At 43.4% G+C, this 26,036-nt stretch carries 23 protein-coding genes; 9 read left to right on the top strand and 14 right to left on the bottom strand.

The window, feature by feature from the left end; translation table 11 throughout:
• Positions 1–148 precede the first annotated feature (148 nt).
• Entirely contained in the window at positions 149–1,810 is a 1,662-nt protein-coding gene (locus JW872_02435) for a hypothetical protein (protein MBN1549495.1), read from the top strand.
• A gap of 401 nt (positions 1,811–2,211) precedes the next feature.
• A complete protein-coding gene (locus JW872_02430) occupies positions 2,212–3,969 on the top strand; it encodes a hypothetical protein (GenBank protein MBN1549494.1) in 1,758 nt (585 codons plus the stop codon).
• A gap of 111 nt (positions 3,970–4,080) precedes the next feature.
• On the opposite strand, the gene JW872_02425 is transcribed toward JW872_02430, so the two are convergent.
• From JW872_02425 to gyrA, 7 genes are all read right to left on the bottom strand, one after another.
• A complete protein-coding gene (locus JW872_02425) occupies positions 4,081–4,332 on the bottom strand; it encodes an acyl carrier protein (GenBank protein ID MBN1549493.1) in 252 nt (83 codons plus the stop codon).
• A gap of 9 nt (positions 4,333–4,341) precedes the next feature.
• Positions 4,342–5,277 (bottom strand): ACP S-malonyltransferase, encoded by a 936-nt coding sequence (locus JW872_02420; GenBank protein MBN1549492.1) that lies wholly within the window; start codon positions 5,275–5,277, stop codon positions 4,342–4,344.
• A 37-nt stretch (positions 5,278–5,314) separates the two neighbouring features.
• Complete coding sequence (locus tag JW872_02415; protein MBN1549491.1) at positions 5,315–6,739, bottom strand: glutamate--tRNA ligase; 1,425 nt, start codon at positions 6,737–6,739, stop codon at positions 5,315–5,317.
• 14 nt (positions 6,740–6,753) lie between these two features.
• Positions 6,754–7,443 carry a hypothetical protein gene (locus JW872_02410; protein ID MBN1549490.1) on the bottom strand — a complete coding sequence of 230 codons (690 nt, stop codon included), beginning with the start codon at positions 7,441–7,443 and terminating at the stop codon, positions 6,754–6,756.
• Positions 7,444–7,591: 148 nt separating this feature from the next.
• Positions 7,592–8,329, bottom strand: a complete 738-nt coding sequence (locus tag JW872_02405) for a hypothetical protein (GenBank protein ID MBN1549489.1) — start codon at positions 8,327–8,329, stop codon at positions 7,592–7,594.
• Positions 8,330–8,427: 98 nt separating this feature from the next.
• Positions 8,428–8,691, bottom strand: coding sequence for a 50S ribosomal protein L32 (gene rpmF / locus JW872_02400; protein ID MBN1549488.1), 264 nt, complete (start codon positions 8,689–8,691; stop codon positions 8,428–8,430).
• 117 nt (positions 8,692–8,808) lie between these two features.
• Positions 8,809–11,496 carry a DNA gyrase subunit A gene (gene gyrA / locus JW872_02395; protein ID MBN1549487.1) on the bottom strand — a complete coding sequence of 896 codons (2,688 nt, stop codon included), beginning with the start codon at positions 11,494–11,496 and terminating at the stop codon, positions 8,809–8,811.
• Between the two features lie 230 nt (positions 11,497–11,726).
• Here gyrA and JW872_02390 point away from each other — a divergent pair, with 230 nt between their 5' ends.
• The 5 genes from JW872_02390 (at position 11,727) to JW872_02370 (ending at position 18,233) form a co-directional block, all read left to right on the top strand.
• Positions 11,727–13,793 (top strand): AAA family ATPase, encoded by a 2,067-nt coding sequence (locus tag JW872_02390; GenBank protein ID MBN1549486.1) that lies wholly within the window; start codon positions 11,727–11,729, stop codon positions 13,791–13,793.
• A complete protein-coding gene (locus tag JW872_02385) occupies positions 13,794–14,456 on the top strand; it encodes a hypothetical protein (protein MBN1549485.1) in 663 nt (220 codons plus the stop codon).
• Positions 14,457–14,568: 112 nt separating this feature from the next.
• Positions 14,569–16,389: an elongation factor 4 gene (gene lepA / locus JW872_02380; GenBank protein ID MBN1549484.1), complete on the top strand. Its 1,821-nt coding sequence runs from the start codon at positions 14,569–14,571 to the stop codon at positions 16,387–16,389.
• A gap of 10 nt (positions 16,390–16,399) precedes the next feature.
• Complete coding sequence (locus JW872_02375; GenBank protein MBN1549483.1) at positions 16,400–17,467, top strand: hypothetical protein; 1,068 nt, start codon at positions 16,400–16,402, stop codon at positions 17,465–17,467.
• A gap of 4 nt (positions 17,468–17,471) precedes the next feature.
• The gene (locus tag JW872_02370; GenBank protein MBN1549482.1) at positions 17,472–18,233 is read left to right on the top strand and encodes a class I SAM-dependent methyltransferase; all 762 of its coding nucleotides are present in this window, start codon (positions 17,472–17,474) and stop codon (positions 18,231–18,233) included.
• A 16-nt stretch (positions 18,234–18,249) separates the two neighbouring features.
• Here the strand turns inward: JW872_02370 and JW872_02365 are convergent, their stop codons facing one another.
• Positions 18,250–18,795 carry a nucleotide exchange factor GrpE gene (locus JW872_02365; protein ID MBN1549481.1) on the bottom strand — a complete coding sequence of 182 codons (546 nt, stop codon included), beginning with the start codon at positions 18,793–18,795 and terminating at the stop codon, positions 18,250–18,252.
• Between the two features lie 156 nt (positions 18,796–18,951).
• Between JW872_02365 and JW872_02360 the strand changes: the two genes are divergently transcribed.
• Positions 18,952–20,241 (top strand): hypothetical protein, encoded by a 1,290-nt coding sequence (locus JW872_02360; protein ID MBN1549480.1) that lies wholly within the window; start codon positions 18,952–18,954, stop codon positions 20,239–20,241.
• On the opposite strand, the gene JW872_02355 is transcribed toward JW872_02360, so the two are convergent.
• From JW872_02355 to mnmA, 6 genes are all read right to left on the bottom strand, one after another.
• Positions 20,238–20,726 (bottom strand): hypothetical protein, encoded by a 489-nt coding sequence (locus JW872_02355; GenBank protein MBN1549479.1) that lies wholly within the window; start codon positions 20,724–20,726, stop codon positions 20,238–20,240. The genes JW872_02360 and JW872_02355 overlap by 4 nt on opposite strands.
• A gap of 139 nt (positions 20,727–20,865) precedes the next feature.
• Positions 20,866–21,402, bottom strand: a complete 537-nt coding sequence (gene ssb / locus JW872_02350; GenBank protein MBN1549478.1) for a single-stranded DNA-binding protein — start codon at positions 21,400–21,402, stop codon at positions 20,866–20,868.
• Between the two features lie 112 nt (positions 21,403–21,514).
• A complete protein-coding gene (locus tag JW872_02345; GenBank protein MBN1549477.1) occupies positions 21,515–21,805 on the bottom strand; it encodes a hypothetical protein in 291 nt (96 codons plus the stop codon).
• Between the two features lie 33 nt (positions 21,806–21,838).
• A complete protein-coding gene (locus JW872_02340; protein ID MBN1549476.1) occupies positions 21,839–22,249 on the bottom strand; it encodes a hypothetical protein in 411 nt (136 codons plus the stop codon).
• 2 nt (positions 22,250–22,251) lie between these two features.
• Positions 22,252–22,878: a CDP-alcohol phosphatidyltransferase family protein gene (locus JW872_02335; protein MBN1549475.1), complete on the bottom strand. Its 627-nt coding sequence runs from the start codon at positions 22,876–22,878 to the stop codon at positions 22,252–22,254.
• Between the two features lie 71 nt (positions 22,879–22,949).
• A complete protein-coding gene (gene mnmA / locus JW872_02330; protein MBN1549474.1) occupies positions 22,950–24,008 on the bottom strand; it encodes a tRNA 2-thiouridine(34) synthase MnmA in 1,059 nt (352 codons plus the stop codon).
• A 330-nt stretch (positions 24,009–24,338) separates the two neighbouring features.
• On the opposite strand from mnmA, the gene JW872_02325 reads away from it, so the two are divergent.
• A complete protein-coding gene (locus JW872_02325; GenBank protein MBN1549473.1) occupies positions 24,339–25,988 on the top strand; it encodes an arginine--tRNA ligase in 1,650 nt (549 codons plus the stop codon).
• The last annotated feature ends 48 nt before the right edge of the window (positions 25,989–26,036 follow it).

The following is a 26,036-nucleotide window of genomic DNA, read 5'->3' as shown; positions in this document are numbered from 1 at the left end:
AATACGATTTGTTGCAAGGGAGCATGCTTATCTTCTACATTGATCAAGTAATTGAGATGATTTTAAAGAAAGAAAAAATATTCGAAAGGAGGAATTCGAATATAGGGATATTAAAAAAATAACCGTTCTATATATAAGGAGTATCATAATGAAGCGATTGTTATGCTTGGGCTTGTTCGTTGCATGTGTTAATGCAGCGTATGCAGACTGTGATAATGATGGCTGCTGTGCCGTCAATTGCACTTCATGCAGCTCGACGACAACATGTAACGGGGCTCGTGGATGCGCTGAGGGTGTCGATGCATGTGCTCGTCCAGACTTCCTTCCATTCTCACAAGGCGAAAATCGCGCTCGTGATTATGCAGGACAAGCTCATTTACAAAATCTCATCGACCGCGATGATTGGAACTGGGCTCTATCTGCAGCATTTGCGTACAATCAAAATTTCGACAAAGAACGCCTTGGTAAACATCTGTCACCAAGTTGCTGTAATAACTGTTTTACCGTAGGCCCAGACAATACGAGCGGCGTACACGTACGTGGCGAAGATCTCGGACTTTCTCCAACCTTCCGAGCAACACTCTGTCTACGCCCTGAAATCAAAAACTTTGTATTTGAACCCAGTTTCTATCTTGGATTGGATCGCTGGGTTGAAGGTATGTATCTCTGGTTTAAAATACCAGTTAACTATACCAATTGGGATCTTGAGATTTGTGAAACCTCATCACAAGCTGGTGGGACCAACTTCTTAGAAAATCTTATGGATGTTGGAAATGATCCTGTCCGCGTTCAAGCAAAGAGCATCAAGCAAGCATTTGCAGGAACCGTAACATGGGGCGATAAGGATCTTGCACTGCAAGCAGGTCGCATTCCATCTTGTGGTGATTCCAAGACCGGCGTTGCTGATATTCCGGTACATCTTGGCTGGAACTTTCTAACCCGTGACAAAGGATATCTCGGTCTCTACCTCAGGACTGTATTCCCAACGGGAACGAAAGAAGTGCGCCAATCGATCTTTGACCCTCGCGTTGGATACCGTCGTTGGCAGCTCGGTGGTGGAGTACAAGGTCGTCTTGAATTATACAATAAAGATGATGAAACTTCTTTGAATGCATTCACTGACTTGTATGTAACACACATCTTCAAAAACGATGAATGCCGTCTATTTGATAAATTAAATAATGGAACCTGGTCTCGCTATCTTCTCCTAAAAGAATTTGATGCAAATCTCGCGTACACGGGACGTCTCCGCAACTTTGCTGACATCTTCAATGTCTGCATCAAATCTGGCTTTAACTGGATGGTTGATTTCCTCTTCTTCCTCGAGTTAAAACACGAAGGTTGGATTGGAAATCTCGGCTATGAATTAAAGGCCCGCGCATGCGAAGACTTCGACTGTGAATGTCTCAAGATTTGTGACCCAGCCTATGGTGACGATTGTGAAGATTGTTCATGCACTTCTACATCAACCCTCAGGTACGGCGTCAAGGGAACACAACTTGTAAGCAACACCAACATTCAACCAACAGCAACCATCTCTGATGCAAGCACTGGCAACCATGCCGCTGCTGCCGCAACTGCTACAAATACATTTGGCACAGCAGATACACTCACCAGTATCGTTGATGTAGAGAGCGGACGCAGACCGCGTATGCTTTCACACAAAATCTACGGAACGTTTGGTTATACGTGGGAAGACCGCGACTATCCTATATATAGCAACCTTGGCGTTGAAGTAGAATTTGGTGATAAGAACAAGGCGTTACGCCAATGGGGTGTCTGGGGCAAACTCGGCGTAAGTTACAACTAAGCTCCACACATCACACAGCATGAAGCACAAAAATGTCAGGAGACTCGGCTTGGACCGGGTCTCCTGCATAGTTTTGTTTCATAAAAATGTGAAGGAAACGAGCGATTTTATCTTTAAATAAGCTCTTTTTCCTCTCTACATAGTTCCTAAGAAAAACTTATTGATCAATAAGTTGCAATTGCTCAAGCTATTTGCTAATACTTTCATTAGATACCTGCACCTGGTTGTCGCAATTAAGAAAAAAGGCTTAGTGAAGTGAAATAAAGAACGCTCATTATTTCAGTACGAAAGGAGGGTGTCCCGCGAGAAAAAAGGAGTTTTTAATTCATTCTTATACGCATCTCATGATTTATTTTATATAGAGTTTTCAATCCATATATGGATCTGAAAAGGAGTATCATATGAAATTAACGTTAAGAAGCGTTTTCTGCCTTGCTTTAATAGCAGGTATGGCGGGACGCGCTTTGGCTGATTGTGACGACGCTTGCGATTCCGACTGCAGCGATACCTATACACACTATGGTTGTGGCAAAGACAACTATGTATGTGCACGTCCTGATATTCTTCCTTTCTCACAAGGTATGAATAGAGCTCGTGATTACATGGGTCAAGGCCATCTTATGAACATAGATGGTCTCGAAGATTGGAACTGGGTAAAAGCAGCAGCATTTGAATATCAACACAGCTTTAATCCAGAACGTCTAGGTCGTTACTTCTCACCTGCATGCGAATGCACCAATGGAAACCAATTCGTTGTTGGTGAAAACTTAGATGGTACTATTGACATCCGTGCTGAAGATCTCGGTATGTCTCCAACATTCCGCGGAACATTAGAGCTTAAACCAAAGATTGAAAACTTCATCTTTGAGCCAAGCTTCTATCTCGGCATGGATCGTTGGGCAGAAGGTCTTTACATGTGGTCAAAGCTACCTATAGCTTACACCATCTGGACCATGGAAACCTGCGAAACCACAACCCAGCGTGGTGGCTCAGCTTTCGCTCCAAACGTAATGGAAAACCGTCTTACAACCACTACAGGTCTCTACGTCAACCGTGGTAACTATGCTGGACCAAGAACCATCGATTCGATTTGCAAAGCATTCAGCGGTAAATATACCTTTGGTGATAAGGATATTCCTCTCCAAGCAGGACGTATTATCTGCAACTGCCCACAAGATAAGGTTGGCATAGCAGATATTCCTCTCCATCTTGGATATACCTTGGTAGATGGTGATCGCGGAAATCTTGGATTGTACGCACGCACCGTGTTCCCAACCGGAACAATGGAAGTAAACCGCTCAATCTTTGATCCTCGCATTGGTTACCGTCGTTGGCAATTAGGTGGTGGTCTTCAAGGTCAAGTTCGTCTGTTTGAAAATGATGAACAAACCACCTCAATGTACTTCTTCGGTGATGCAAACGTAACCCACGTGTTCAAGGGCGAAGAATGCCGTCTCTTCGATATGAAGACCGGCACCTATCGTCCAACCGACACCAAGTGGTCACGTTACCTCTTGATGAAGGAATTTGAAGACGTAGCTGGAACATTGACCTACAATGGTCGCCTCCGTAACTTTGCTGATATTTTCACCGTATGTGTCAAATCAGGATTTGATTGGTTAGTAGACGGTCTCTTCTACTTCAACCTCAAACACAAGAACTGGAACTTTGATCTCGGTTACGAAATCAAGGCACGCGATTGCGAAAGCTTCGATTGTCCAGCAAATCTTTGTGATCCATGCACCTACAGCGACTGCGATGAATGCTGCGGAACATCAACCGTTCGTTACTTCGGTGTCAAGGGTGTTCAGTATGTAAGCGATAACTACATTGACTACTCAACGACATATGGTATGGGCAGCATCAAGCACACTGACAACACAGCCGGTAACGGTACAGCAGCTGCATTGACCAACGTCATTGCAACCACTGATACCCTCAGCGATGTTGTTGATGTGAACAGCGGAATGCGTCCTCGCATGGTTGCTCATAAGGTATTTGGTAACATTGGTTACACATGGGATGTCGGCGAAGCTAAGTTCTTCGACAATCATGGCCCTATCTTCTTCGATCTTGGCGCAGAAGCTGAGCTTGGAGCTAAGAACAAGGCAGTCCGTAGCTGGGGTGTCTGGGGCAAATGTGGCTATGCCTATAACTAATCAATATTCTTGTTTAGTCATGTAGGGCTAAGCCAAATCAGCTAGTACTCAAAACGGCCCGGGAAAATATCCCGGGCCGTTTCCATTGTAAATCACTTAGTACGAACTTATTTATTTTGTTCTTTTAGATTGAAGATAATCAACTGTCGCTTTGATCGTTTGGAGTTGTTCAGCATCATTATCAGGAATCTCCAAACCAAACGCTTCTTCTACCTTGAGTGTAATTTCAAACATATCAAGAGAATCAGCACCTAGTTCTTTAAATGTTTTTTCTTCTTTTAATGATGCAGCATCTACTTTTAATTCTTTTGTAAGGATGGAACATAGTTTTGCCGCAGTATCACTTCGATCAAATGATGACATTGTTTCTCCCTATACTGTGTGTTTCAATTCGAAAATGCTTTTTGCTCGATCAATATCATCTAAGGTATTAATCGAAATAACCTGCTTGTTAGGATACAAGTTTTTTATTTGTTCTGATAGGACCGTACCAGGACCAATTTCAATGAACAAATCATAATCATGCAACGACAGCAAAGCACTATACCACTGTAATGGAAAGAGCATATGACGCCGCATTGCATCCTTAATATCCCCCTTATCAGTAACTATCCGTGTATCACAACTAGCAAGCAATGGAATCTGCAGATCTTTAAAATCAACCTTTTCTGAATATAACATGAGTTGACTTACTACAGGCTCCATATCCGCAGAATGAAGACCCTCAATATCAGGGAACGGCTTGATCTTCTTAATACCATGCTCTTTAAGAAGATATTTCAAATGTCCAAGCGAATCGGACGGAACAATCACAACATGATCTTTGTCAGTCTCAAAAGCGGCAATATATGTCCCCTCATTCACTTCATCAATCACCTGCTGCAGTGCTTCAAGATCAAATCCTGACACATGCACGGCTACCTTATCCAAATGGGGAAAAGACTCATGAAAAAAAGCAATGTATTTATTAATCAAATACAAACCATCAGGAAAATTTAAACCCCCAGCAGAAAATAAAGCAGCAAATCCTCCAAACCCATATCCTGCTGTAACACTGGGCCGCAGATCTACTTGTTCTTTTAGAACAGAATATAAGGCTGAGCTAACAAGGAAATTAGCAAGAAGAGCGTTTTCAAGTTTGCTAATTTCAACATCAGACGATGCAAAACAAAGTTTTACGAAATTCTTATCAAGACAATGTGCCGCTTCTTCGAAAAATTCCTGGACTGTGCGAGAGGTATCATAGAGTTCTTTTGCCATACCAACATATTGACTTCCATATCCTGGAAACAGGACCGCAATCTTCATGAACACCTCATGGGTTACGCGTACTTACAACTCTTCCTTACGTTACCGTTTGTAACAATGTAACGAAGTTACCTATGCGCTGTAAACTTTCTTCTTTGCCAAGACAGGAAAGAAGTGCATAAATACCAGGACTAGAAGGTGTCCCCGTCAATGCCAGTCGAATCGGCTGAGCAATCAGAGAAAATTTTATACTATATTCAGCACAATACCCCTTAAGGAGATGATGTAATGATTCTTCATCAAAACTAGCCGCTTCCTGAAGAAGATTTTGCACTGCATGTAAGCGAGTAACATTCTCAAAAGTTGCCCACTCCACAAGTGCATCCTTTGGAAGAACTTGTGATGGCGAATAAAGCTCAATTATCTCATTAGCAATCTCGGAGAGAGTTGCATGACGAGGTTTATATATGTCAATCAATTTAAGTTGCTGCTCTTGAGAAAAGCGAGGAACACACTGTGCAAAATCAGGGCGTACGTCACGCTGTATAATCGCCAACAAATCGATTGCATCAGTCTCTTTAATATAGATCGAATTGAACCACTTCAGTTTATCTTCATCGAAAATAGAACCTTTGGTTCCCACATGCTCAAGCGTAAAATAGCTAATCATCTGTTCTCGAGAAAATAATTCTTGATCTCCATGTGACCATCCTAGTCGAACCAGATAATTGCAAAACGCATCTGACAAATATCCATTACGTCGATAATCCAACACAGATACCGCAGCATCGCGCTTACTCAATTTCTCGCCTGATGGACCAAGAATAAGGGGAACATGAGCAAAGACAGGTACCTCAAAACCACACGCTTCATATAAAATAATCTGTTTTGGAGTATTGGAGATGTGATCCTCGCCACGAATGACGTGAGAAATCTCCATGTCATGATCATCAATCACGACCACAAAATTGTAGGTCGGCATCCCATCAGATCGCTGAATAATCAGATCATCCAACTGTGCTGTTTCAACAGCTATCTCACCATGAATCTCATCAACAAAGGTGACTGTTATCCGGTCATCAGGTACTTTCAAACGAATCGCATACGGCTTTTGGAGATCTTGCTCAGAGGGCTGCTTATCGCGCCATGGACTACGGTAACCCATCGGTTCACCGTGCTCCATACGCGCGCGTTTATATGCTTCAATGTCTTCTTCCGATACGAAACAACGATAGGCCTTTCCCTCGTTGAGAAGTTGTGTAATGACTTCCTTATAACGATCGATTCGTGTTGATTGAACCACGAGCGGCTCTTGGCTTTCAAGTCCCAGCCATGACAATGCGTCAATAACAGAGGTTGCATACTCCTGCGTCGATCGTTCTGTGTCAGTATCTTCAATACGGACAACGTACGTGCCATTGTTATGTTGTGCAAACAACCAATTGAATAACGCAACGCGAGCACTACCAATATGTAGATGCCCCGTAGGAGATGGCGCAAACCGAACACGAATGTTCTTCATGAAATCCCCGTCCGTTAGGCTGTCAGTGGTTTGACAAGCTGCATCCACGGTGATTGTGTTGTCTTGTCTTGTGCAGAACCGATATCGGCAATCTCATCCCAAGCGCCGCGCGCTTTGTCAGACTCACCAATGCTTGTGTAATACTGACCAAGAAAATAGAGCGCTACATCGCGGTGCATATTTTGGACATTACGAGACTCATCTTGAAGCTCATCGAGCCCAGCTTGCTTAACTGCTACGTCTGGAGAATCCATCTTCATGAGCGCACGCTTAACCGCGTATGGTCCATATAACTTACTGGAGGAACTAATTTTAGAAAGAAACTCATCAAGGCTCTCAATAGCCTTATCGAGCAATCCTCGGCGTGCAAGGGTTTCTGACTCGAATGCCAAGAAATAAGGTCCCAGATAGGAACGAGTGTTTTGTTGGTAGCCTGTCCTGAAGGCTAGTTCTGCTTCTTCCCAAAGTTGTTCTGCCTTCTTGTCATCTTTTTCTGCATACTGTGCAAGTGCTGCTTGTTCGTAGACCTCGTAACACTCAGTAAATGCTTTATGCGCTTTCAACTCACGAGCACTTACCATTGATCGATACCAGTACGATCCCCCTAATCCTAGGATAACCGCAAGACCGCCTATTAGGAGCTCTTGGTAATACGGAACCTTACGATACTCACCCCACCAATACGAAAGGAAACTTTGTGCCATGCGTTACTCCACACGAGATAAGAATTTTCTGAGGAAAAATACTAGGGAAAACGTAGCATACTGGGGGTAAAAGGCAAGATACAACAAAGAAGCGCCCAGGATACCCCGGACGCTCATCTTCATATTACAAATCTATAAATCAGCGCGGTTACTTCTGCACTGGAACGTGAAACGCAACCATCTGGTCATTACGTCTTTTCTTTGCACACGTTCTAACAACCACATCTAATGATGCTGGGAGTTCGTCTTCATACACAAAGATCAAACGTGTTTCGCTTTTGCCAGGAAGAACAGAAAGTTCTTTCAATGTCTTACGACGAATATCGCTCTTGAACTTATGGCCAGGACCAGGAATCGAGAGTTCAATCGCCAACCACCACAAAAGTCCTGTTATCAGGGTCAATGGTATAGCGACCTGCCATCCTGCAAAAAACTTCCAAGCTTGCGAGCTAGAAAGAACAGACGCTATAATGCACGTGCCAAAGCCAGCTCCAGCGTATGCCAACGGCAACCCGACTACATTAGTAAGCGTTGAATTTCCAGGAGGGAATGATCCACGTTCAAGAATCACATGTTCTGGAACCACAGCGACTTGAACATTTTCAGCGTTGACAATAACACGCTGCCCTGTAGGCCTATCATTCTTAACAGCAATCTGGACAGGAACAATCTTTCTACCCTTGGCAAAATCAACTTCTTCGCCAAAGTAATGTGTCGTTTCTGCATCAGTTAAACACCTAGCAGAAACTGCAATGTCATCTTGAGTTTTCGACTGAACAGGCTGAGCCTTAAGCTCGACTGGTCGATACGATACTTTGTGACCGCCACACCCTGTAAGACCCAATAGTGCCACCAGTAAAATTGATAAAAATTTTCTATTCATCATAACCTCCATATAGAAAAAGCCCTCTAGGGGCATATTTTCATACTATAGATGGGAGTTATTTATGCAAAAGCCCCTCCGCTGAGGGAGGGGCCTATCTTTTACTCACCCTGGGATTCGGGTGCTGCAGCCTGAGGAGCGGCTGCTCGTTTTGTCTTTTGACGCTCTTTACGGAGCTGAGCACGTTCTTGCTTGGTTACCATGATCTTCCGACCACCATAGAATCCACATCCCTGACATACCTGGTGAGGCATGACCGGCTGTTTACAATTGGAGCAATCACCGAAGGACTTGGCTTTAACACCTTTGTTAGCAAATCGCTTATCACGACGCGCTCGCGAGCGCTTACGTTTTGGTACTGGCATGACGTACTATCTCCAGAAAGTAGTTATTTCTCGGTTATTTTCGAATGTATCTCTGATACGACGTATCCTTGATACGATGTTTCCATGATACACAGTTAGCGGTAAAATGCCAAGCTCCTAAAAGGCGTATCCATCATCATCCACATCATCACCAGGGCCGAACAGCTTAAGCTGCTCATTTGCCTCCTTTTTCAGACCCCCAGAGATGTAGTCGGACTCTCCATCCTCATCTGGATAACCACCCATAAAGAACGATTCGGTTGGGTTTTCTGGTCCACTCATCTTAACCTTGACAGCACCCTGTGGAGCAGAGGCCTTTTGTGAAGATTCTTGTAGTTCAGCTTCCGAAGTTTCAGGAGAATCATCCTGTTCCTCAAAGGCAACCACGGCTGTAAGCTGCTGATCAGGCTCAAGCCTAATGAGACGGACACCTTTTGCCTGACGGCCCATGGTCCTAATTTCCTTTGGAGAGAGGCGAATAATCTTACCAAGCGTATCGATCAGAAGAATACTTGCTTCTTCACCAACCACTGCTAGCCCGATGACCTTGCCATTTCTGCTATCCGTCGGAATAGTTCTGACCCCATAGCCACCACGGTGAGCAACACGGAAATCTTCCATACGAGTACGCTTTCCGTAACCACGCTCAGTAGCAAAGAGTATGTCACGTTCATCTGAAAGAACTTCCATCCCCACAACGTGATCTCCCGACTTGAGTCGAATTCCCATTACACCGGCGGCCTGGCGGCCCATGACACGAACCTCTGTTTCCTTGAATCGAATGCCTTGGCCGTTTGCCGTTGCGATAACGATAGTATCGTCGCCATTACTAATGGAGCAGAATGTGAGCTCGTCGGAATCACGAAGCGTTACGGCACGAATACCAGTCTGACGAATCTTAGTAAAACTAGAGGCTGCTGTTCGTTTGATAATACCGTTACGCGACAACATAACAATGAACTTATCTTCCATATCACGCGTACACAACAGTTTTACAACACGTTCACCCTCGTTCAGTTTGAGGATATTGATGACAGCGCGTCCGCGCGCTGTGCGCGAAGCCTCAGGAACCACGTAGGTTGGCAAACTGTATACGCGACCGTAGTTAGTGAAAAAGAGTAGCTCGTCGTGATTGCGGGCTATAAATACGTCTTCAATGAAGTCATCTTTTTCATCAAGTTTTGCTGCGCCCATTTTTCCCTTCCCGCCACGGTGTTGTACGTTATAAATTTCGAGAGGTACACGCTTGATATATCCCTTGCGTGTCAACGTTACAACCACTTCTTCATCAGGAATCAAGTCTGCTTCTGTGAGAATATCAACAGCACCTTCAATACGGCTACGACGCTTGTCACCGTACTTGTCTTTAATCTCTTGCAGCTCTTTACGAATTTCTTCGTGCAAAACGTCACGATTTTCAAGAATGTTTTCGAGTGTTTTAATTAACTCTTTGATCGTTCCCATCTCATTTTGAATCTTTTCACGTTCAAGTCCGGTAAGCCTTTGAAGCTTCATTTCCAAGATGGCTTTGCTTTGTTCATCACTGAGTAAGAATTTTTTATTCAATTCCAAAATAGCATCAGGCGCAGATTTAGATTTCTTGATCAATGCAATAACATTATCGATATCAGCTAGCGCAATTAATAAACCTGCAAGAATATGCTCACGGGCCTGTGCTTTATTCAGATCAAACTGAGTCCGCTTATATACAACCTCTTCACGATGGACCAAGAATTCACGCAACATATCACGTAACGTAAAGATCAAGGGTTTATTATCAAGCAATGCTAACATCAAGAAAGAAATCGACGTCGAAAGATCGGTATACTTATAAAGCTGGTTTAAAACAACCTGAGGATTCTCCCCACGTTTGATATCAATAACAAGACGTATGCCTTTTTTGTTTGATTCGTCGCGAATGTTGGAGATACCATCAATAATTTTGTCCTTAACGAGGTTTGCAATCTTAATCGTTAGCTCAGCCTTATTCACTTGATATGGCAGCTCTGACACAATAAGCGAAGTACCCTTTTTGGTTTCCTCAACATCAATAACACCACGAAGGATCACATTGCCACGCCCAGTCCTATATGCCTGAACGATACCGCTTCTGCCACAAATAATACCACCTGTTGGAAAGTCAGGTGCAGGAATCTTGTCAAATAATTCTTCATCAGAAATGGCACTGTTATCTAGCAATGCTAAGCAGCCATCGATTACTTCGCCCAAGTTATGGGGCGGCAACGCAGTCGCCATACCGACGGCAATCCCGGCAGTTCCATTTACTAAAAGATTCGGTATTTTACTTGGCAACACCGTCGGCTCAACGGTCGATTCATCAAAGTTAGGAACAAAGGGAACGGTTTCTTTGCCAAGATCGGCAAGTAGCTCTTCTGAAATACGCATCATACGAACTTCGGTATAACGCATAGCAGCTGCGTTATCACCATCAATAGAACCCCAGTTACCTTGGCCGTCAAGTAATGGATATCGTTTAGAAAACTCTTGAACCATCCCCACCATTGTATTGTACACAGCAGCATCGCCATGGGGGTGATAGTTGGAAAGCACGTCACCAACAACACGAACAGACTTGCGGTGCGGCTTATTATAAAAGAAGCCTGATTGATACATAGAATATAAAATACGCCTATGGACCGGCTTAAGGCCATCACGTACATCAGGTATTGCGCGACTAACAATTACCGACATCGCGTAATCAAGAAAGGAGGTCTTTAATTCCTCCTCAATCAGCACTGGCTTAATTGAACTATTTCCATCATGACCGTGAATGGTAGGCTCCATGAACTGATCCCTTTACAGAGGCTTATTTTTCGATAATAACATGGTAGCCACAGCATACCCCGGCAAGCACGAGAACACAAGAATTATCCGATGCACCATTTAAGAAATAAGCCCTTGCTTCGCAACCCCCGCGCCTGCTATGCTAGCAAGGTTCTTGCTAAGACAAATAAATGGATCATACTAGTTTGCAATATTTCTAGTATGCAATTTGCTACTTCTTGGGGGCTCTCGTGAACCGATTTCGCATTTCGCTTACTATCCTCAGTATGTTTTTGTTGCCACTTTCCACTGTGCAAGCGCATGAATCAGAGAGTCTTGAGCAACAGAAAAAAACTGCAACGCTCTTTTATGGAATTGCTCAAGGAAGTCTCGAAACTATTCAATATGCACTCAAGGAAGGAGCCTCCATCAATGCACATTACGGTGAACATGGTGATACCCCCCTCATCTATGCAACACGTGTCTTAACTGATTTGGTTAGTAAACATCGCCAACATATCTATGCGGATCCGGTAACCTTTCAATCGGCTTACCAAAAACGACTCGCCATCATCAGGTTCTTAGCATTCTATCCTGATGCGAGACTAAATGCCGAAAACCACGAAAGTGAGACGGCTCTCGATCTTGCCAACAAAGCAAACCTAGATGACGTACTCAGCATCTTAGTTCTCAAACTACAAACAACTGCTCTATTCAACACACAAGAATCTGATATATATCTGGCACAGCTCGAAGCATTGAATCTTCCTGAAACAATTGAACAACGGGTGCGCGAAGAAATCGAAAAACTTTCGCGCAATATGAGTGCCCATGAAGCCCCAAAGCAACATGAATTTTTGAAATTCCTTTTTTCTCTTCCATGGAATACAACAACCGATGCTGCGCCAACACTGGGTGAAGTTAGGGAAAGTCTTGACCGAGACCACCACGGAATTCAAAAAGCAAAAAACAAAATCCTCGAACACCTCGCAACTCAACAATTTAGTGATCATACAAAACCTCAAATTCTATGCTTTTCTGGCCCTCCAGGCACAGGAAAAACAACGCTGGCACGCTCAATCGCGCGCGGACTTGGTAAAAAATTTGAACGAGTTGCTCTGGGAGGCGTACACGAAGAGAGCGCAATCCGTGGATTCCAGAAAACTTACATCGGATCACAGCCAGGCAATATCCTAAAAGCACTTAAAGCTGCAGGAACCAATAATCCCGTCATTCTTCTTGATGAAGTAGACAAATTGGCACGAGAAAACTCATGGCACGGGGACCCTGCCGCTGCACTCCTTGAAGTACTTGACCCAGAACAAAATAGTCAATTTGTAGATCACTATCTCGATGTTCCTTTTGATCTCTCACAGGTAACCTTTATTGCCACTGCCAACAACATATATGACATTGATCCAGTATTACTCGATCGCATGGAGATTGTTGAGTTTAATAGCTACACACTCGATGAAAAAATCCACATTGCGGCTCATCATATTATTCCTAAGGTATTACGGGAAACAGGTATGGGAGAAAAAGGACTTGTTTTAGATAAAGCAACCCTGAAACACATCATAGAACACTATGCCATTGAACCAGGCGTAAGAAAGCTAGAAGAGCAAATGCGCACTATATGCTCAAAAGCGGCGCTTCAACTCGCTGAGCAAGGAACACTTCCCACGTTAACGCCAAATAATCTTGTTCCCTTTCTTGGCGTAGGGTATAATCCAGACCTCGAGCAAGCATATATTCAAAAAAGTCGCGTCGGTGTAGTAAATGGCTTGATCGTAATTCCATCACTGGGATTTGGCAACGTAAAGACATTCGAAGTGCAAAAGTCATCTGGAAAAGGCCAGCTTCATATCACTGGAAACATGATAAACACATGTCTTGATTCAGCACACGTTTCTATGAATTTTATTAAATCACACATTGATATTTTCGGCGTCGACCGAGATGCAATACAAAATTATGATTGGTATATTCATGCACCAAGCGCTGCTACAAAAGACGGCAATTCTGCTGGTGTTGCGATGACGGTAGCAATCGCATCAGCACTCACCAATCGGCCCGTCAATAACACGTTCGCTATGACAGGTGAAGTGACTTTAACTGGTCGCGTGTTTCCTATCGGTGGGGTCAAAGAAAAGATTCTTGGCGCAGAACGAATCGGGATTACTAAGATCATTCTACCCGAAGCTAATCGCCAAGATGTCGAAGAATGCAAAGAAGACTTAAGCGATAATATCGAGCTCTTTTTTGTAGATGATGTGAGACAGGTATTTGACCTTGTACTCTTAGAGCAAGAGGTATAAATGAAGCAAACATATCTTGTAGCAACCGTACTATTTCTGTGGAACTGCACCGACCTGGCCATATCTGCGACGCCCTCCCAAGCAACGCGTGACCTATGGACTGGTATTATGCAAAGCAAGCCAAGGCTCGTTCACAATGCTATTCAGCGTGGTGCCAATCTTTCAACTCGTGTGGGCCAATATGAGGATCCACCACTGACGGCAGCAATGCGTATCTATGGAAACTCTATGATCAGCAAAATAAAAGGAACTGGCAAAGATTTCGGAAGGCGCATCACCAATTCACTTATGGGAAGCACCTTACTTTCTGCCCTCGCTTATCTTATTTCTGAAAAATCTCCTACGATGGCAGTCTATGCATGGCTGGTAAGCTTCCCCATGCTAATAAGTGTGCCCCGTGATTTGTGGTTCGGAATCCCAGCAGAGGCAAAGGTCATTGAAGTTCTTTTACAAAATCTTCCGCCTGAAGACGCACAACATAGAAACAAAGAGGGCCTCAACGCATTGGAAGTCCTCGGGGCATTTCATCCATACGCCTATGAGCTACAAGATCAACTCTGGGAGCGCATCATGAACCATCTCATCCAGATGAGTACTGACAATACTATCACGTATGATCCTATGAATGACATTGCAGCGGATCTGAATAATTTGGGAAGCTAGTCCTCTTGGCAAATAGTTGCAAAGCCACAGCATTTCCATACACTTTTGAGTATACGCGCAACCTGTCCGCTTGAGACTCTGGACAGTCACTCCATAGAGTAGAGAAAAAATCATGGCATTACCTAGTAAAGATTTACAGTCATTCCCGCCTGAGCGCATCAGGAATTTTTCTGTGATTGCACATATCGATCACGGAAAATCGACCCTTTCTGATCGACTTTTGGAAATCACGGGCACGGTATCTACCAGAACAAAAAACGAACAATTTTTAGACAAGCTCCAGGTAGAAAAAGAACGTGGCATTACCGTGAAAGCACAAACTGCATCTATGTTCTATACCTATAAGGGTGAGCAATATTTGTTGAACTTGATTGATACTCCAGGCCACGTCGATTTTAGCTATGAAGTCTCACGATCATTGTATGCTTGCCAGGGAGCGCTTCTACTTGTTGATGCATGCCAAGGCGTACAAGCTCAAACTATGGCAAACTTTTATCTCGCCTTTGATCAAGATCTCAGCATTATCCCTATTATCAACAAAATTGATATGAGTAATGCAGACCCAAAACGAGTCATGGGTGAAATGAAAACATTGTTCGACTTCGAACAAAAAGATATCATTCTTGCTTCTGCCAAAACGGGACAGGGAATGACAGATGTTCTTGATGCCATCATCGAACATATCCCCGCGCCACAAGGCGCTTTAGCAGAACCACTCAAAGCCTTATTATTCGATTCATGGTATGACGATTATCGAGGCGTTGTCTGTCTGGTTGCACTCAAAAACGGAGTACTGAAAAAAGGCGATACAGTCACACTTGCACAAAGTGGTAAAAAGTATGAAATTCTCGAACTTGGTCTGATGCATCCAGATCAAACACCAACTGATGCATTATATGCAGGACAAGTTGGATACATCATTACCGGGATGAAAACCGTGCAGGAAGCTCGTGTCGGAGATACCATCTTCCACGCAACCAATATCGGCAAGGCTTTCCCAGGATTCAAACCGGCAAAGCCAATGGTGTTTGCAGGAATCTATCCTGTTGATACAACGGAGTTTGAACAGCTCAGGGAAGCTATTGAAAAATTGACACTCAATGATGCGAGTGTGTCCGTACAAAAGAAAACATCCGCAGCACTAGGTGTCGGGTTCCACTGCGGATTTCTTGGCCTGCTGCACATGGACGTATTCAAAGAACGACTAGAACAAGAATATGGCATGTCTGTCATTGCGACAGCACCAAACGTTCTTTATAAAATTAAACTCGCCAACACAGATAAAATGATTGATATAGAAAATCCAGCGGATTTCCCCGAACCAAACAAAATCGATGTCATCTATGAACCCATGATTGATGCAACCATCATTCTTCCACAACAGTATCTCGGTAACATTATCAAGCTGTGTACGGAAAAACGCGGGCAGCAACTCGATATGCGATTTCTGACCGAAAACAGACTTATTCTCAGATACAAATTACCACTGACTGAAGTTGCTACAGATTTTTATGATCAACTCAAGTCACTAACCTCGGGCTATGCAAGCTTTGATTATGAAGAATCAGGTTACGAACCAGCCGACTTAGTCAAAATGGATATTCTTTTAAATGGCAAAGCAGTTGATGCACTCACATTTATCACACATAGAGATAACGCATATTATATTGGTCGTGATATGGTTCAACGCTTGCGCAAGGTAATTCCACGACAATTATTCCAGGTTGCTATCCAGGCGGCTATTGGCTCAAAAGTTCTTGCACGCGAAACGCTATCACCGTTACGCAAAGACGTGATTGCCAAATGTTATGGCGGCGATATCACACGAAAACGAAAATTACTTGAAAAACAAAAAGCCGGTAAAAAACGTATGAAAAAAATCGGCAATGTGGATGTACCACAAGAAGCATTCCTAAGCATCCTGAAAAAATAAGGAATACATCATGACAATACACAAGAACGATTATGTTTTTTCTGGAAATCTTTTTATATTCCACGCATTTGATTTTGGTGATGAAATTAATCTTGACTCCATCAAAGAATCACAGCGCGTGCAGCTTCTCCCGCTATCACAGCCAAAGTATTTTAAAAACTATCATGCGCCACTTTCAATTGAGTTGCCACATCCACACAATGCTCGTTCTAGATGTGTAAGCAGCAAGCTACACCACTTTGGCGTATTGTCGTTAACCTATCAAATTCCGTTTAATGATACACTCGACAATATCAGGAAAAAGCTGATTACTATTTATAATGATTCACAAAAACAAAGTCACAGCGATGCGGTCCTTGTATATAAAAAGATTAAAGATTTTATTAAGCAGCCACATTTCTTTCATCTTCGTTCGTCCTACTTTGTAATCCAGGTCGATCCAAACCCAGAAGTGTCGGCCACTGAATTGAAAAACAAGTACGGTGGTATCATCGCGTCAGCGCTACGATTTGAAACTGAATCATTATCTGAATTCCAAAAAGAAGAGATCCTTGCTGATGCAACCGGATACTATCGTGGCGATCTGATCATTATTGATACCGAAGCCGCGTTCACGTACGACGCAGAATATTATGAAATTCTTGATCTATTCGAGTTCTCAAACTTACACAAGCTTGAGCTTCAGTATTTTGATCGCGTGTTAGATCGACAGCTTTATAATGTCTATGAACAAGAAGCAACAAAGCCTCCCTTCAAGGCATATCTACCATTTGTAGGCTCAACACATCCAATTGGTGATCTAGGACGGCTCAAAGTTGATATATCTGTAATTACAGAACGACTAGAAAGTAGTATCAAACTCGTCGGAGAACCCTACTTTACCGAGATCTATTCGTTGCTAGTAGACAAATTAGATCTCAAGAGCTGGAAGGATTCAATCGATAAAAAACTAGCCATCATCAAAGATGTCCGAACGGTATACTTCAACCGCATTGACGGCGCACGAGAAGATTTACTATCGCTGTTAATCGCACTGTTGATTTTCATTGAGATTACTTTGGCGATCTATTTAAGGTAACGCCATGACAAAGTGGTGTGGAAAACATTACACTAAACATTCTGTTCCTCAGGAAGAAAGTGCCTATGACGCACTTGACTCGCATACCTTTGGTGGCACAGAACAAGTCCTAGATGTCGGTTGTGGCGATGGCAGAGTCACAGCGACAATTGCGGAGCTCGTTCCCAATGGACAAGTCCTGGGCATTGATAATTCCCAGGACATGATCGGCTACGCACAAGAACTACATCACGATATACAAAATCTCACATTCCAGAAAGCTGACATTCAAATATTGGATATTCGTAATACATACGATCTAATTGTCAGTTTTTCAACATTGCACTGGATAAGGGACCAACGAGCAGCATTGAACAATATGTACAACGCGCTTCATCCTGGAGGGCGGCTACTTATACGAACTACTGGTGGAGAGAACAGGGACATAGCCACAATATTTAATGACCCCTACTGGAAACAACAATGTCCGATTAAAGGCAATATCTTTTATGCGCAATCAGCTGATGTGTATCATACATTATTAACCGAGGCTGGATTTAAAAACATCACTATCACATCAATGGATGCTGTTTCTTCATTTAGCAATGCAGAAAGTCTTGCTCAGTGGTTGATGGCATGGGTACCATACGCAACAGGGCTATCACATAATAAATCACAAATGTTTACAAACGCCATTGTAGACCGCATGTATACAGGTCAAAAGAAAAGCAAAGATCGCTCAATTGATCTTGTCACACCGCTGCTTCATATCGAAGCGCAAAAATAAAAACTGGCAGCAAGGTTTATTTAGCAACCGATACTTTTGCGGGACGCAACACCATATCCTTGAACATGTATCCCTTCTGGATCACGTCGACAATCGCTCCAGAAATATGGTCTGGAGATTCAACATGTAGAACTGCTTCGTGAAATTCAGGGTTGAAATGTTCATGTTCAGTAATCTCAGTAACATCAAATTTTTCAAGGAATTTATATAAAGACTTACTAGTCAACTTGAATCCCCTAAGCCATGCATCGAGCTCTTGCTCAGAACCATTTTCATGTGTCTGATTGAGAGCCCGCTCAAAGTCATCAATCACCTCGAGGAGATCTTGAATCAGGTTACCCTGAGCCATCTTGATCCAGTTCACCTTTTCTTTTTCGGTTCGTTTCTTGAAATTTTCAAAATCAGCCGTCGCACGTAAACAGCGGTTTTTCCATTCAACCAGCTCATTTTGGCAACTGGCTAAGGGATCAGGCTGTTCTTCCGCAGCCATTTGTACTGATTCTGTTGTAATAGAATGTGCTTCTTGATTTGCGGATTGCTTATGATCGTTGGATATACTCATACACCTTGTCCTTAACGGTTTCTATTCTGGGACCCTCTACGGATTAGTATACCAGACTTGATTTCCCCCACAAGAACTCGGTAAAGTCCCCTTTTCTTTTGCAGCTATTTGTTCTATACATTACGGGACATTGTAGATTAGAAAAAAGGACTATCCTTGAAACTGGGTCGAGGCTTTATTAGGGCGCTTAAGGCGCTTTCTTTATTCCCGCTCATGACATGTTTTCATATGGCCATCTGCCGGGATAATGCCCATTTTTATCGCCCACCCCTTTTTTGGGGTGAACCGAGATTCGAACGCCCAAGCCTCTCCACAGCTGCGATGCTCCTGACCGGCGGCTCTGCATCTACCAGCCGTAATAGCTCAGGAAACAAGGAGTCCACTCTACTTAATCTCTATGGCTTTGAGAATCTCCATCACATAGGCGACAACGTCCCTAGTGTCTCTGCCGGAAATCCTCTCGAAACTCTGGTCAATAATCTTAATGATCTCCCTGACCGTGGGACTTTTGGCCAAGTAAAATATTTTGGTCAATTTTCTCTGTTTGAGGGGGCGCTACTTGTTCAACAGAATTTTACAAAGGGATTCTTTGGAGAAGTCTATATGCCAATACGACAGCTCAAAATTGAAATGATCGGCTTTAATGATAAGACACCTGCCGACAATATTGAGCCTCATCGATATACTCAGACATGGCTGGATTTTCTTGGAGGGTATCAAACCATTCTCGCTCACTATGGATTAACTGCTGGACGCGTTGAAACAACTGGGTTTGGTGATATTACAATCATGGCAGGCTGGACCACCAACTATCAAGATACTCGAGAACTTGATTACATCGATGCAACAATCAAGACCGGAATCCTGCTTCCAACTGGCCATGAAAAAAACGAGAATTCAGTATTTGATCTCCCCACAGGGTACAACGGTCACTATGGATTCCCCTTTTCGATTGACGCATCATTGGGTGCATTTGAGTGGCTAACTGTTGGAGCCAACCTTGGTGGCATTATCTTTAGTGAAAAAGAAAAAATAGTGCGCATGCGCACCAGTTCATTACAAAATGGGTTTATTAAGCTAGCCAAGGGAACGGCACTTGTTCGTCCAGGAACCGTCTGGCACCTTGGTGCCTATGTTAAACTTGATCATATCCATGATGCATTTTCGTGGACCACTGCCTACTCATTTAATCAACGACTTTCAACAAAATATTTACCAAGTAATACCGGAACATTTCCCTATCCAGTGGTCAATGGAGATGAACAACTACAATCATGGTCTATGCATGTAATTCATATTGTCTGGGAATTCGATTTAGGAGCTGAGGGAAACACCGCAATGCCGAATGTTACATTCCTTATGAACATTCCTGTGGGAGGGCAAAGAATCTTTAATACTATGACTGGTGGAGCCGCTGGCGAAGTCAATATGACGTGGCATTTTTAAGTACGCTCACATGCAGCCACAACATCCTCTAATTTTTTCTGCAACCGCTCTAACAGTACTCGTGAACAAATGACCGTTCTATCTTGTTCATTGGGAATACTTCCCGTATGTTCATCTGCAATGGTACTAACAACGTCAGATAAATACTCAATATCATCCAGCAAGCAACTTCTTTGTTCAATAACGCAATCAACAGCTCCGTGAAGCGCGACAAGATGGTCAACCAACTCGCCGGTTTGCTCTTCAGATATCCCAAGACCACGACGCGCTCGCAATGTTTGCCACATCGTAACGCACTGTTTGAAGGCAATACTATATGCTGTTTCTGGAAATAACCGATCAAATACAAGCACAGCATGGCTGTTCTCGACAGAAGCAGGTTCTACTGCCATAACATGACAATATCCCAAAATCGCCCATAGGATGCGCACATTTCTCCGGTTGAACATACCATCTACTCCCTTGTGCATGTACTGCATTTTCATGACTACGTTTCTTATCTCAGCCTCTCATATGAGAATTCTATTTGTCAACATTAGGCTGGATTAAAACACACTTGTCCCCAGGGATAGAGGTAAAATACCACCGCAATAAGAGCTAGCTCAAAAATCTCTCCAGATCAGGCTAGAACGGCAAATCGTCCTCAAAGGGAGGCTCGTCAGCTAATTGGAAATCCTGAGTCTGCCCTGAAGTTTTCTCTTTGGAAGTTTTTTGAGCAGATTTGGTACGAGCTTTTACTTCATTAATTTGCTTATTAAGTTCCTGTTCCATTTCGGAATCACCAATACCCGAATATGACTCAGATTTTAACCCTGTTTCATCGGCTTGTGTCGCCGCCATGAAGATCACGCGATCAGCAACAATCGAATGCTTGTTCCGTGCATTACCATCTTGATCCTGCCAGGTATCAAACTTCAAACGTCCTTCAATAAGAACGCCTCGCCCTTTTTGCAGGTACTGACGACAACTTTCTGCTTGGGGACCCCAAACATCAACGTCTACAAAACATACTTCTTGAACCATAGCACCAGTTTGTCTGTTTTTAAATTGACGATTTGATGCAATCCCCAAACGGCAAACGCCTTGTCCAGAAGAAAGTTGTTTGTAATCTGGATCACGGGTAAGGTTGCCCATCATAACAACGCGATTAAAGCTAGCCATTTTCTTTTTCCTCTCGAACAATGGTGCGTACTACATCTTAATTATTAGTGCTCTACTGTATCATATTTTCTCATATTGAGCACCGAGTTGTTAGTTGTTTTTCTCTAGAGACTTAATCATCATCATGCTCACCAGGATTATATCGCGTAAGATCATAATCTGCGCCTATCTCCTGCTCATATCGTTGCATGCGTTTCTCCCGCGTCTGTTCTTCCCGTCTCATCTCCGCAGCGCATTCTCGGTCTGCCCTCCTGCGCTCTTTTTCAGCCGCGGACAACTTTTTTTTTGCTTGCTTTTCTGCCCGCTCAAGTCGCGCAAGCCGTTGTGCAATGTTATCCTGTTGGTCCATGCCCACAGCACTCCCAATACAAACCATCATGCTGCTTATGAGAATATACTTCATATTTACTATGATCCTTTCATGCCTTAAGGTAAGTTAGATAGTAGAATTTCGCGCTATGTTTCGCTTCGAATCATCTGCCATAAGCTTGGCATCACAACGGAGTGACTTTTCAACCTTTTGAGCATAGATCAAAGTCTCATTCAAAACATGCTCGCACTCATCCAAGGCTTGCTTATAGCGCTCAAGTGTTCCAACATTGCTATTGTGCACGGCGCATGCCGCACCATTCACTAGATCCATTGTACGCGCAATCAGCGCCTCAGTAATACCACCTAACGATTGAATTAATCGCGACGAGGTTTTTGCAACTTCTCCATATGATTCAGCAATCTCATCACGCAATACTGCAGCACGCTGGCCAGAGGATTCTTTTTTAAGAATAAACGACTCTGCTTCTGCTGACGCGATCAAACAAAGGCATATCATAATGCTAATGCTACGCATGTCTAATTCCTCACAACGTGTTGTTTCAAGAAACGTATACCTGTGCGCGTATAGTCAAGAAATGCGGAACCTACCATAGTCAACAACAACCCAAGCATAAAGTTATATGTTTTAATCGGTAGCCAATGGAAGAAGTAACAAAAAAAGAGCCATGAAATGAACGTGATTTGCACCAATGTTGTAGCTTTGCCCAACTTAGTTGGCTTAATATCGAGTTCACCGACAACCAAATAGATAGTAATGGCGCCAGCAATATGCAGTACTTCTTTACACAAGACGAACATAACGAACCAAACAGGAATACCGAATAAGGGAGACTGTACAAATGTAAGTGTCAAAAAACATGAGACAATTAAAAACTTATCAGCGAGCGGATCAAGTGCTGCGCCTAAGAAGGTTCTTTTGTTCATGATACGGGCAAGAAATCCATCAAGTACATCACTTACAGCCGCTATAACAAACAGCCAAAAGGCAAGTCCCCAATGCTGCAACACCATGGATGCGACAATAAATGGCGTTAAGACAAAACGCAGCAACGTGAACATCGTTGGAAGCGTAATCTTAGTTTCGCGAACAGGAAGACGAGTAAGTACAGAGAGTTTAAACCGTCGCAGATTGATTGTGCGCATGCCCTGCCTAGTATGTAAGAACGTGAGAAGAGACTACGAGGCACAAGATATATCACGTGTGAGTTATTAATTCAAACAATAATCCCAGCGCCTAAACAGACAGGACCATCATAAAGAGCCGCAAACTGTCCGGGCGCAATCCCTTGATCTCGTTGGGCCAATGTGATCGTTATAGAACCGTCGGCATGATATCGCAATCGCCCATCATGATACTGAGGGCCATGGCGAAGCTTGATCTTCAATTCTGTGAGGTCAGACCGTGTACCTGAGAACCATGATACTTTATCAATCTTAAGTTCATTACGAATTTTATCATCGCTAAAATAATTTTTAGATACAAACACCCGGTTAGAAACCTGATCTTTGGAAACAACATACCAAGGTCCTCCTGCCAATCCCAAACCCTGTCGTTGTCCCAATGTATAGAAGTAAAATCCGTCGTGTGAACCAAGTCTGACTCCTGTTTCATACTCAATAATATCACCAGGTTGCACCCCAACATGATGCTTCACAAAATCACGAAACTTAATCTTTCCTAGAAAGCACAATCCTTGACTGTCCTTGCGAGCTTTATTTGGAAGGTCATAACGTCTTGCCAGCTCACGAACCTGCTCCTTAGTCAGATCGCCAAGCGGAAAGATCAATTTCTTGAGCTGATTTTGCGATAGATACGATAAGAAATAGGTTTGATCCTTAACTGGATCTGGAGAACAATGAAGCTCCACACAATCATCTTTTAATCGAGCCACCTTTGCGTAGTGACCCGTTGCAATAAGATCATATTCACCACCGATTACATCAAAAAATGCGCCAAACTTAATCCTTTGGTTACACATTATGTCTGGATTTGGCGTACGCCCTGCTCGCACTTCATCTACAGTGTAAGAAACCACACGATCAAGATACGCTCGTTGAAGCGACACAATCTTGAGTGGAACCTTGGCCTGTTCACAGACCTCATTCACCTGCTTGAGGTCATCTTCCCAAGGGCAGGTTCCCAGAAACGACAGATCGTCTTCAAGCCAAATTTTGAGGTAGAAGGCAGTAACATCGTAGCCCTGGTCTTGCAATAAACGCAATGCCACAGAGCTGTCCACACCACCCGAAACTAAAACCGCTACCTTCTTCATAGTCACTCCATACATAAAACCCCATCCCCTTTTCAGGATAGCATACCGATCCCATTCGTCACGCACCAATCTTCATACAATTTGTCATATATATAATTTGACCTATCTTGATATATTGCAAGCTGATTCCTGTTTGGATATACTCAGGAAGAAGGTTATAAAGACGTAAACCCAGGCAGGATATTCCCTTCCGTACTCGAATCTTTTTAGATACTCCTTTTCAGATCCGAGTAAATTGCCTGGGTTTTCCTGTTTCTGCTTCCCAAATAATCCCGTTTATCCTAGACTCAATCCAAACGTTCCTCATCCTAACCATGCAATGGATATTCTATGAATTCGATCGAAGCCATAGCGCACCTTCTAACCACAGTCGTCAAAAAGCTGTACTCACCATCAGATACAACCCTCTCCCAAATCACCTGCTCCCTCAACCTCGAAGAATCCAAACAAGCGTTTGGAGACCTTTCATCCAATGCGGCACTCGTAGTAGCAAAAGAACTGAAGCGCAATCCGCGTGAGATCGCGCAGGAGATAGTAACAAAATTGAACCATGCCCTGATCAAAAAGCTAGATATAGCTGGTCCTGGCTTTCTCAACATCACCCTTACCGACCAAGCGCTCACTCAACTCGCTTCAGATCTATACGCAGCAGGAGCATCATTTTTTAAACCATCAGGCCTCACGCCACAAAAGTATTCGATTGAATTCGTCAGTGCCAACCCTACCGGTCCATTACATCTTGGTCACGGACGCGGCGGCATCATTGGAGATGTACTGGGCAATGTCCTAAGATTCCTCGGACATAAGGTTACGAAAGAATATTACATTAATGATGCTGGTTCCCAGATGAATAAACTAGGTGCGTCATTCAAGATCCGCTGCCAACAAGAACTAGGTGAGTTGGTAAGCCTCCCTGAAGACGGTTACCGTGGTGAGTACCTGGTTGAACTTGCGCGCACCTGCGTCAAAGAATATGGAAAATCTCTCCTTGCACAACCAGATGCATTCTTTATTGAGTACGCGCACACACATCTACTCAAACGTATTGAGGCAACGCTCAAAAAATACGGCATTACTTTTGATATGTGGTTCTCAGAAAAAACACTCCATGAAAATGGCACAATCGATCGGGAACTAGAACAACTTGCTCATGATAAGCACACGTATGAAAAAGATGGAGCGGTATGGTTCAAGGCAACGGAGTTTGGTGACGACAAGGATCGTGTCCTCAAAAAATCATCTGGAGAGCTTACGTATGCAGCTGCAGACTTTGCGTACATGAAAGATAAGTTTAACCGCGGATTCGATCACCTTATTATGATTCTTGGCCAAGATCATCATAGTTATGTCACGCGACTCAAAGGCATGGCGGAAGCTATGAACTATGATCCGAATCGTCTTGATGTGATTTTGTATCAGCTCGTATCACTCAGAGAAGGAGATCAACAGTTGCGTATGTCAAAACGCGCAGGACACATGGTTACGCTCCAGGACATCATTGATACGGTCGGAACTGATGTCGCACGATTCTTTTATTTGAATCGTAAGCCAGAAGCGCATCTTGACTTCGATCTCGAACTTGCACTCAAAAAAACCGATGACAATCCCGTATATTATATTCAATATGCATACGTACGTACGCGCAGCATCTTAGAAAAAGCTCAACAATATGCCGAGCTTCTTGATATTACGCATGATGACTGTAAGCATGTTACCCGTGCAGAAGCAATGCTCCTCAAAAAGATTGCATCTCTCAAGCAACTTCTCAACGTCATTGGAGCAAGTTACCAAATACATCTATTGTCATACTACACAATCGAGCTTGCACAAACCTTCCATAGCTACTACGCAAAATACCGCGTTATTGAGGAAGATCAGATCACACAAAGTCGTGGCCGATTGGCAACGATTCACATCCTCAACAAAACATTTCATCAAGTACTATCCCTGCTAGGCATTTCACAGCCTGCGTCGATGTAACAACTCTTGTTTACACACGAGTCTCCATGTTAGCCTTCTAACAACTTA

The sequence above is a fragment of the Candidatus Babeliales bacterium genome, from assembly GCA_016929235.1.
GTDB lineage: Bacteria > Babelota > Babeliae > Babelales > JABCYS01 > JAFGJD01.
The sequence above is the reverse complement of the archived record's forward strand: the minus strand, read 5'-3'. Positions and strand labels throughout refer to the sequence as shown.

Bases quoted from the DNA above. Each gene is read 5' to 3' on its own strand.
- gyrA (MBN1549487.1), bottom strand. From the start codon at position 11,496: ATGGAGCCTACCATTCACGGTCATGATGGAAATAGTTCAATTAAGCCA.
- JW872_02430 (MBN1549494.1), top strand. From the start codon at position 2,212: ATGAAATTAACGTTAAGAAGCGTTTTCTGCCTTGCTTTAATAGCAGGT.
- JW872_02415 (MBN1549491.1), bottom strand. From the start codon at position 6,739: ATGAAGAACATTCGTGTTCGGTTTGCGCCATCTCCTACGGGGCATCTA.
- JW872_02375 (MBN1549483.1), top strand. From the start codon at position 16,400: ATGACAATACACAAGAACGATTATGTTTTTTCTGGAAATCTTTTTATA.
- JW872_02355 (MBN1549479.1), bottom strand. From the start codon at position 20,726: ATGAAAATGCAGTACATGCACAAGGGAGTAGATGGTATGTTCAACCGG.
- mnmA (MBN1549474.1), bottom strand. From the start codon at position 24,008: ATGAAGAAGGTAGCGGTTTTAGTTTCGGGTGGTGTGGACAGCTCTGTG.
- JW872_02340 (MBN1549476.1), bottom strand. From the start codon at position 22,249: ATGCGTAGCATTAGCATTATGATATGCCTTTGTTTGATCGCGTCAGCA.
- JW872_02385 (MBN1549485.1), top strand. From the start codon at position 13,794: ATGAAGCAAACATATCTTGTAGCAACCGTACTATTTCTGTGGAACTGC.
- JW872_02365 (MBN1549481.1), bottom strand. From the start codon at position 18,795: ATGAGTATATCCAACGATCATAAGCAATCCGCAAATCAAGAAGCACAT.
- ssb (MBN1549478.1), bottom strand. From the start codon at position 21,402: ATGGCTAGCTTTAATCGCGTTGTTATGATGGGCAACCTTACCCGTGAT.
- JW872_02435 (MBN1549495.1), top strand. From the start codon at position 149: ATGAAGCGATTGTTATGCTTGGGCTTGTTCGTTGCATGTGTTAATGCA.
- JW872_02335 (MBN1549475.1), bottom strand. From the start codon at position 22,878: ATGCGCACAATCAATCTGCGACGGTTTAAACTCTCTGTACTTACTCGT.
- JW872_02345 (MBN1549477.1), bottom strand. From the start codon at position 21,805: ATGAAGTATATTCTCATAAGCAGCATGATGGTTTGTATTGGGAGTGCT.
- JW872_02325 (MBN1549473.1), top strand. From the start codon at position 24,339: ATGAATTCGATCGAAGCCATAGCGCACCTTCTAACCACAGTCGTCAAA.
- rpmF (MBN1549488.1), bottom strand. From the start codon at position 8,691: ATGCCAGTACCAAAACGTAAGCGCTCGCGAGCGCGTCGTGATAAGCGA.
- JW872_02410 (MBN1549490.1), bottom strand. From the start codon at position 7,443: ATGGCACAAAGTTTCCTTTCGTATTGGTGGGGTGAGTATCGTAAGGTT.
- JW872_02425 (MBN1549493.1), bottom strand. From the start codon at position 4,332: ATGTCATCATTTGATCGAAGTGATACTGCGGCAAAACTATGTTCCATC.
- JW872_02405 (MBN1549489.1), bottom strand. From the start codon at position 8,329: ATGATGAATAGAAAATTTTTATCAATTTTACTGGTGGCACTATTGGGT.
- JW872_02370 (MBN1549482.1), top strand. From the start codon at position 17,472: ATGACAAAGTGGTGTGGAAAACATTACACTAAACATTCTGTTCCTCAG.
- lepA (MBN1549484.1), top strand. From the start codon at position 14,569: ATGGCATTACCTAGTAAAGATTTACAGTCATTCCCGCCTGAGCGCATC.
- JW872_02420 (MBN1549492.1), bottom strand. From the start codon at position 5,277: ATGAAGATTGCGGTCCTGTTTCCAGGATATGGAAGTCAATATGTTGGT.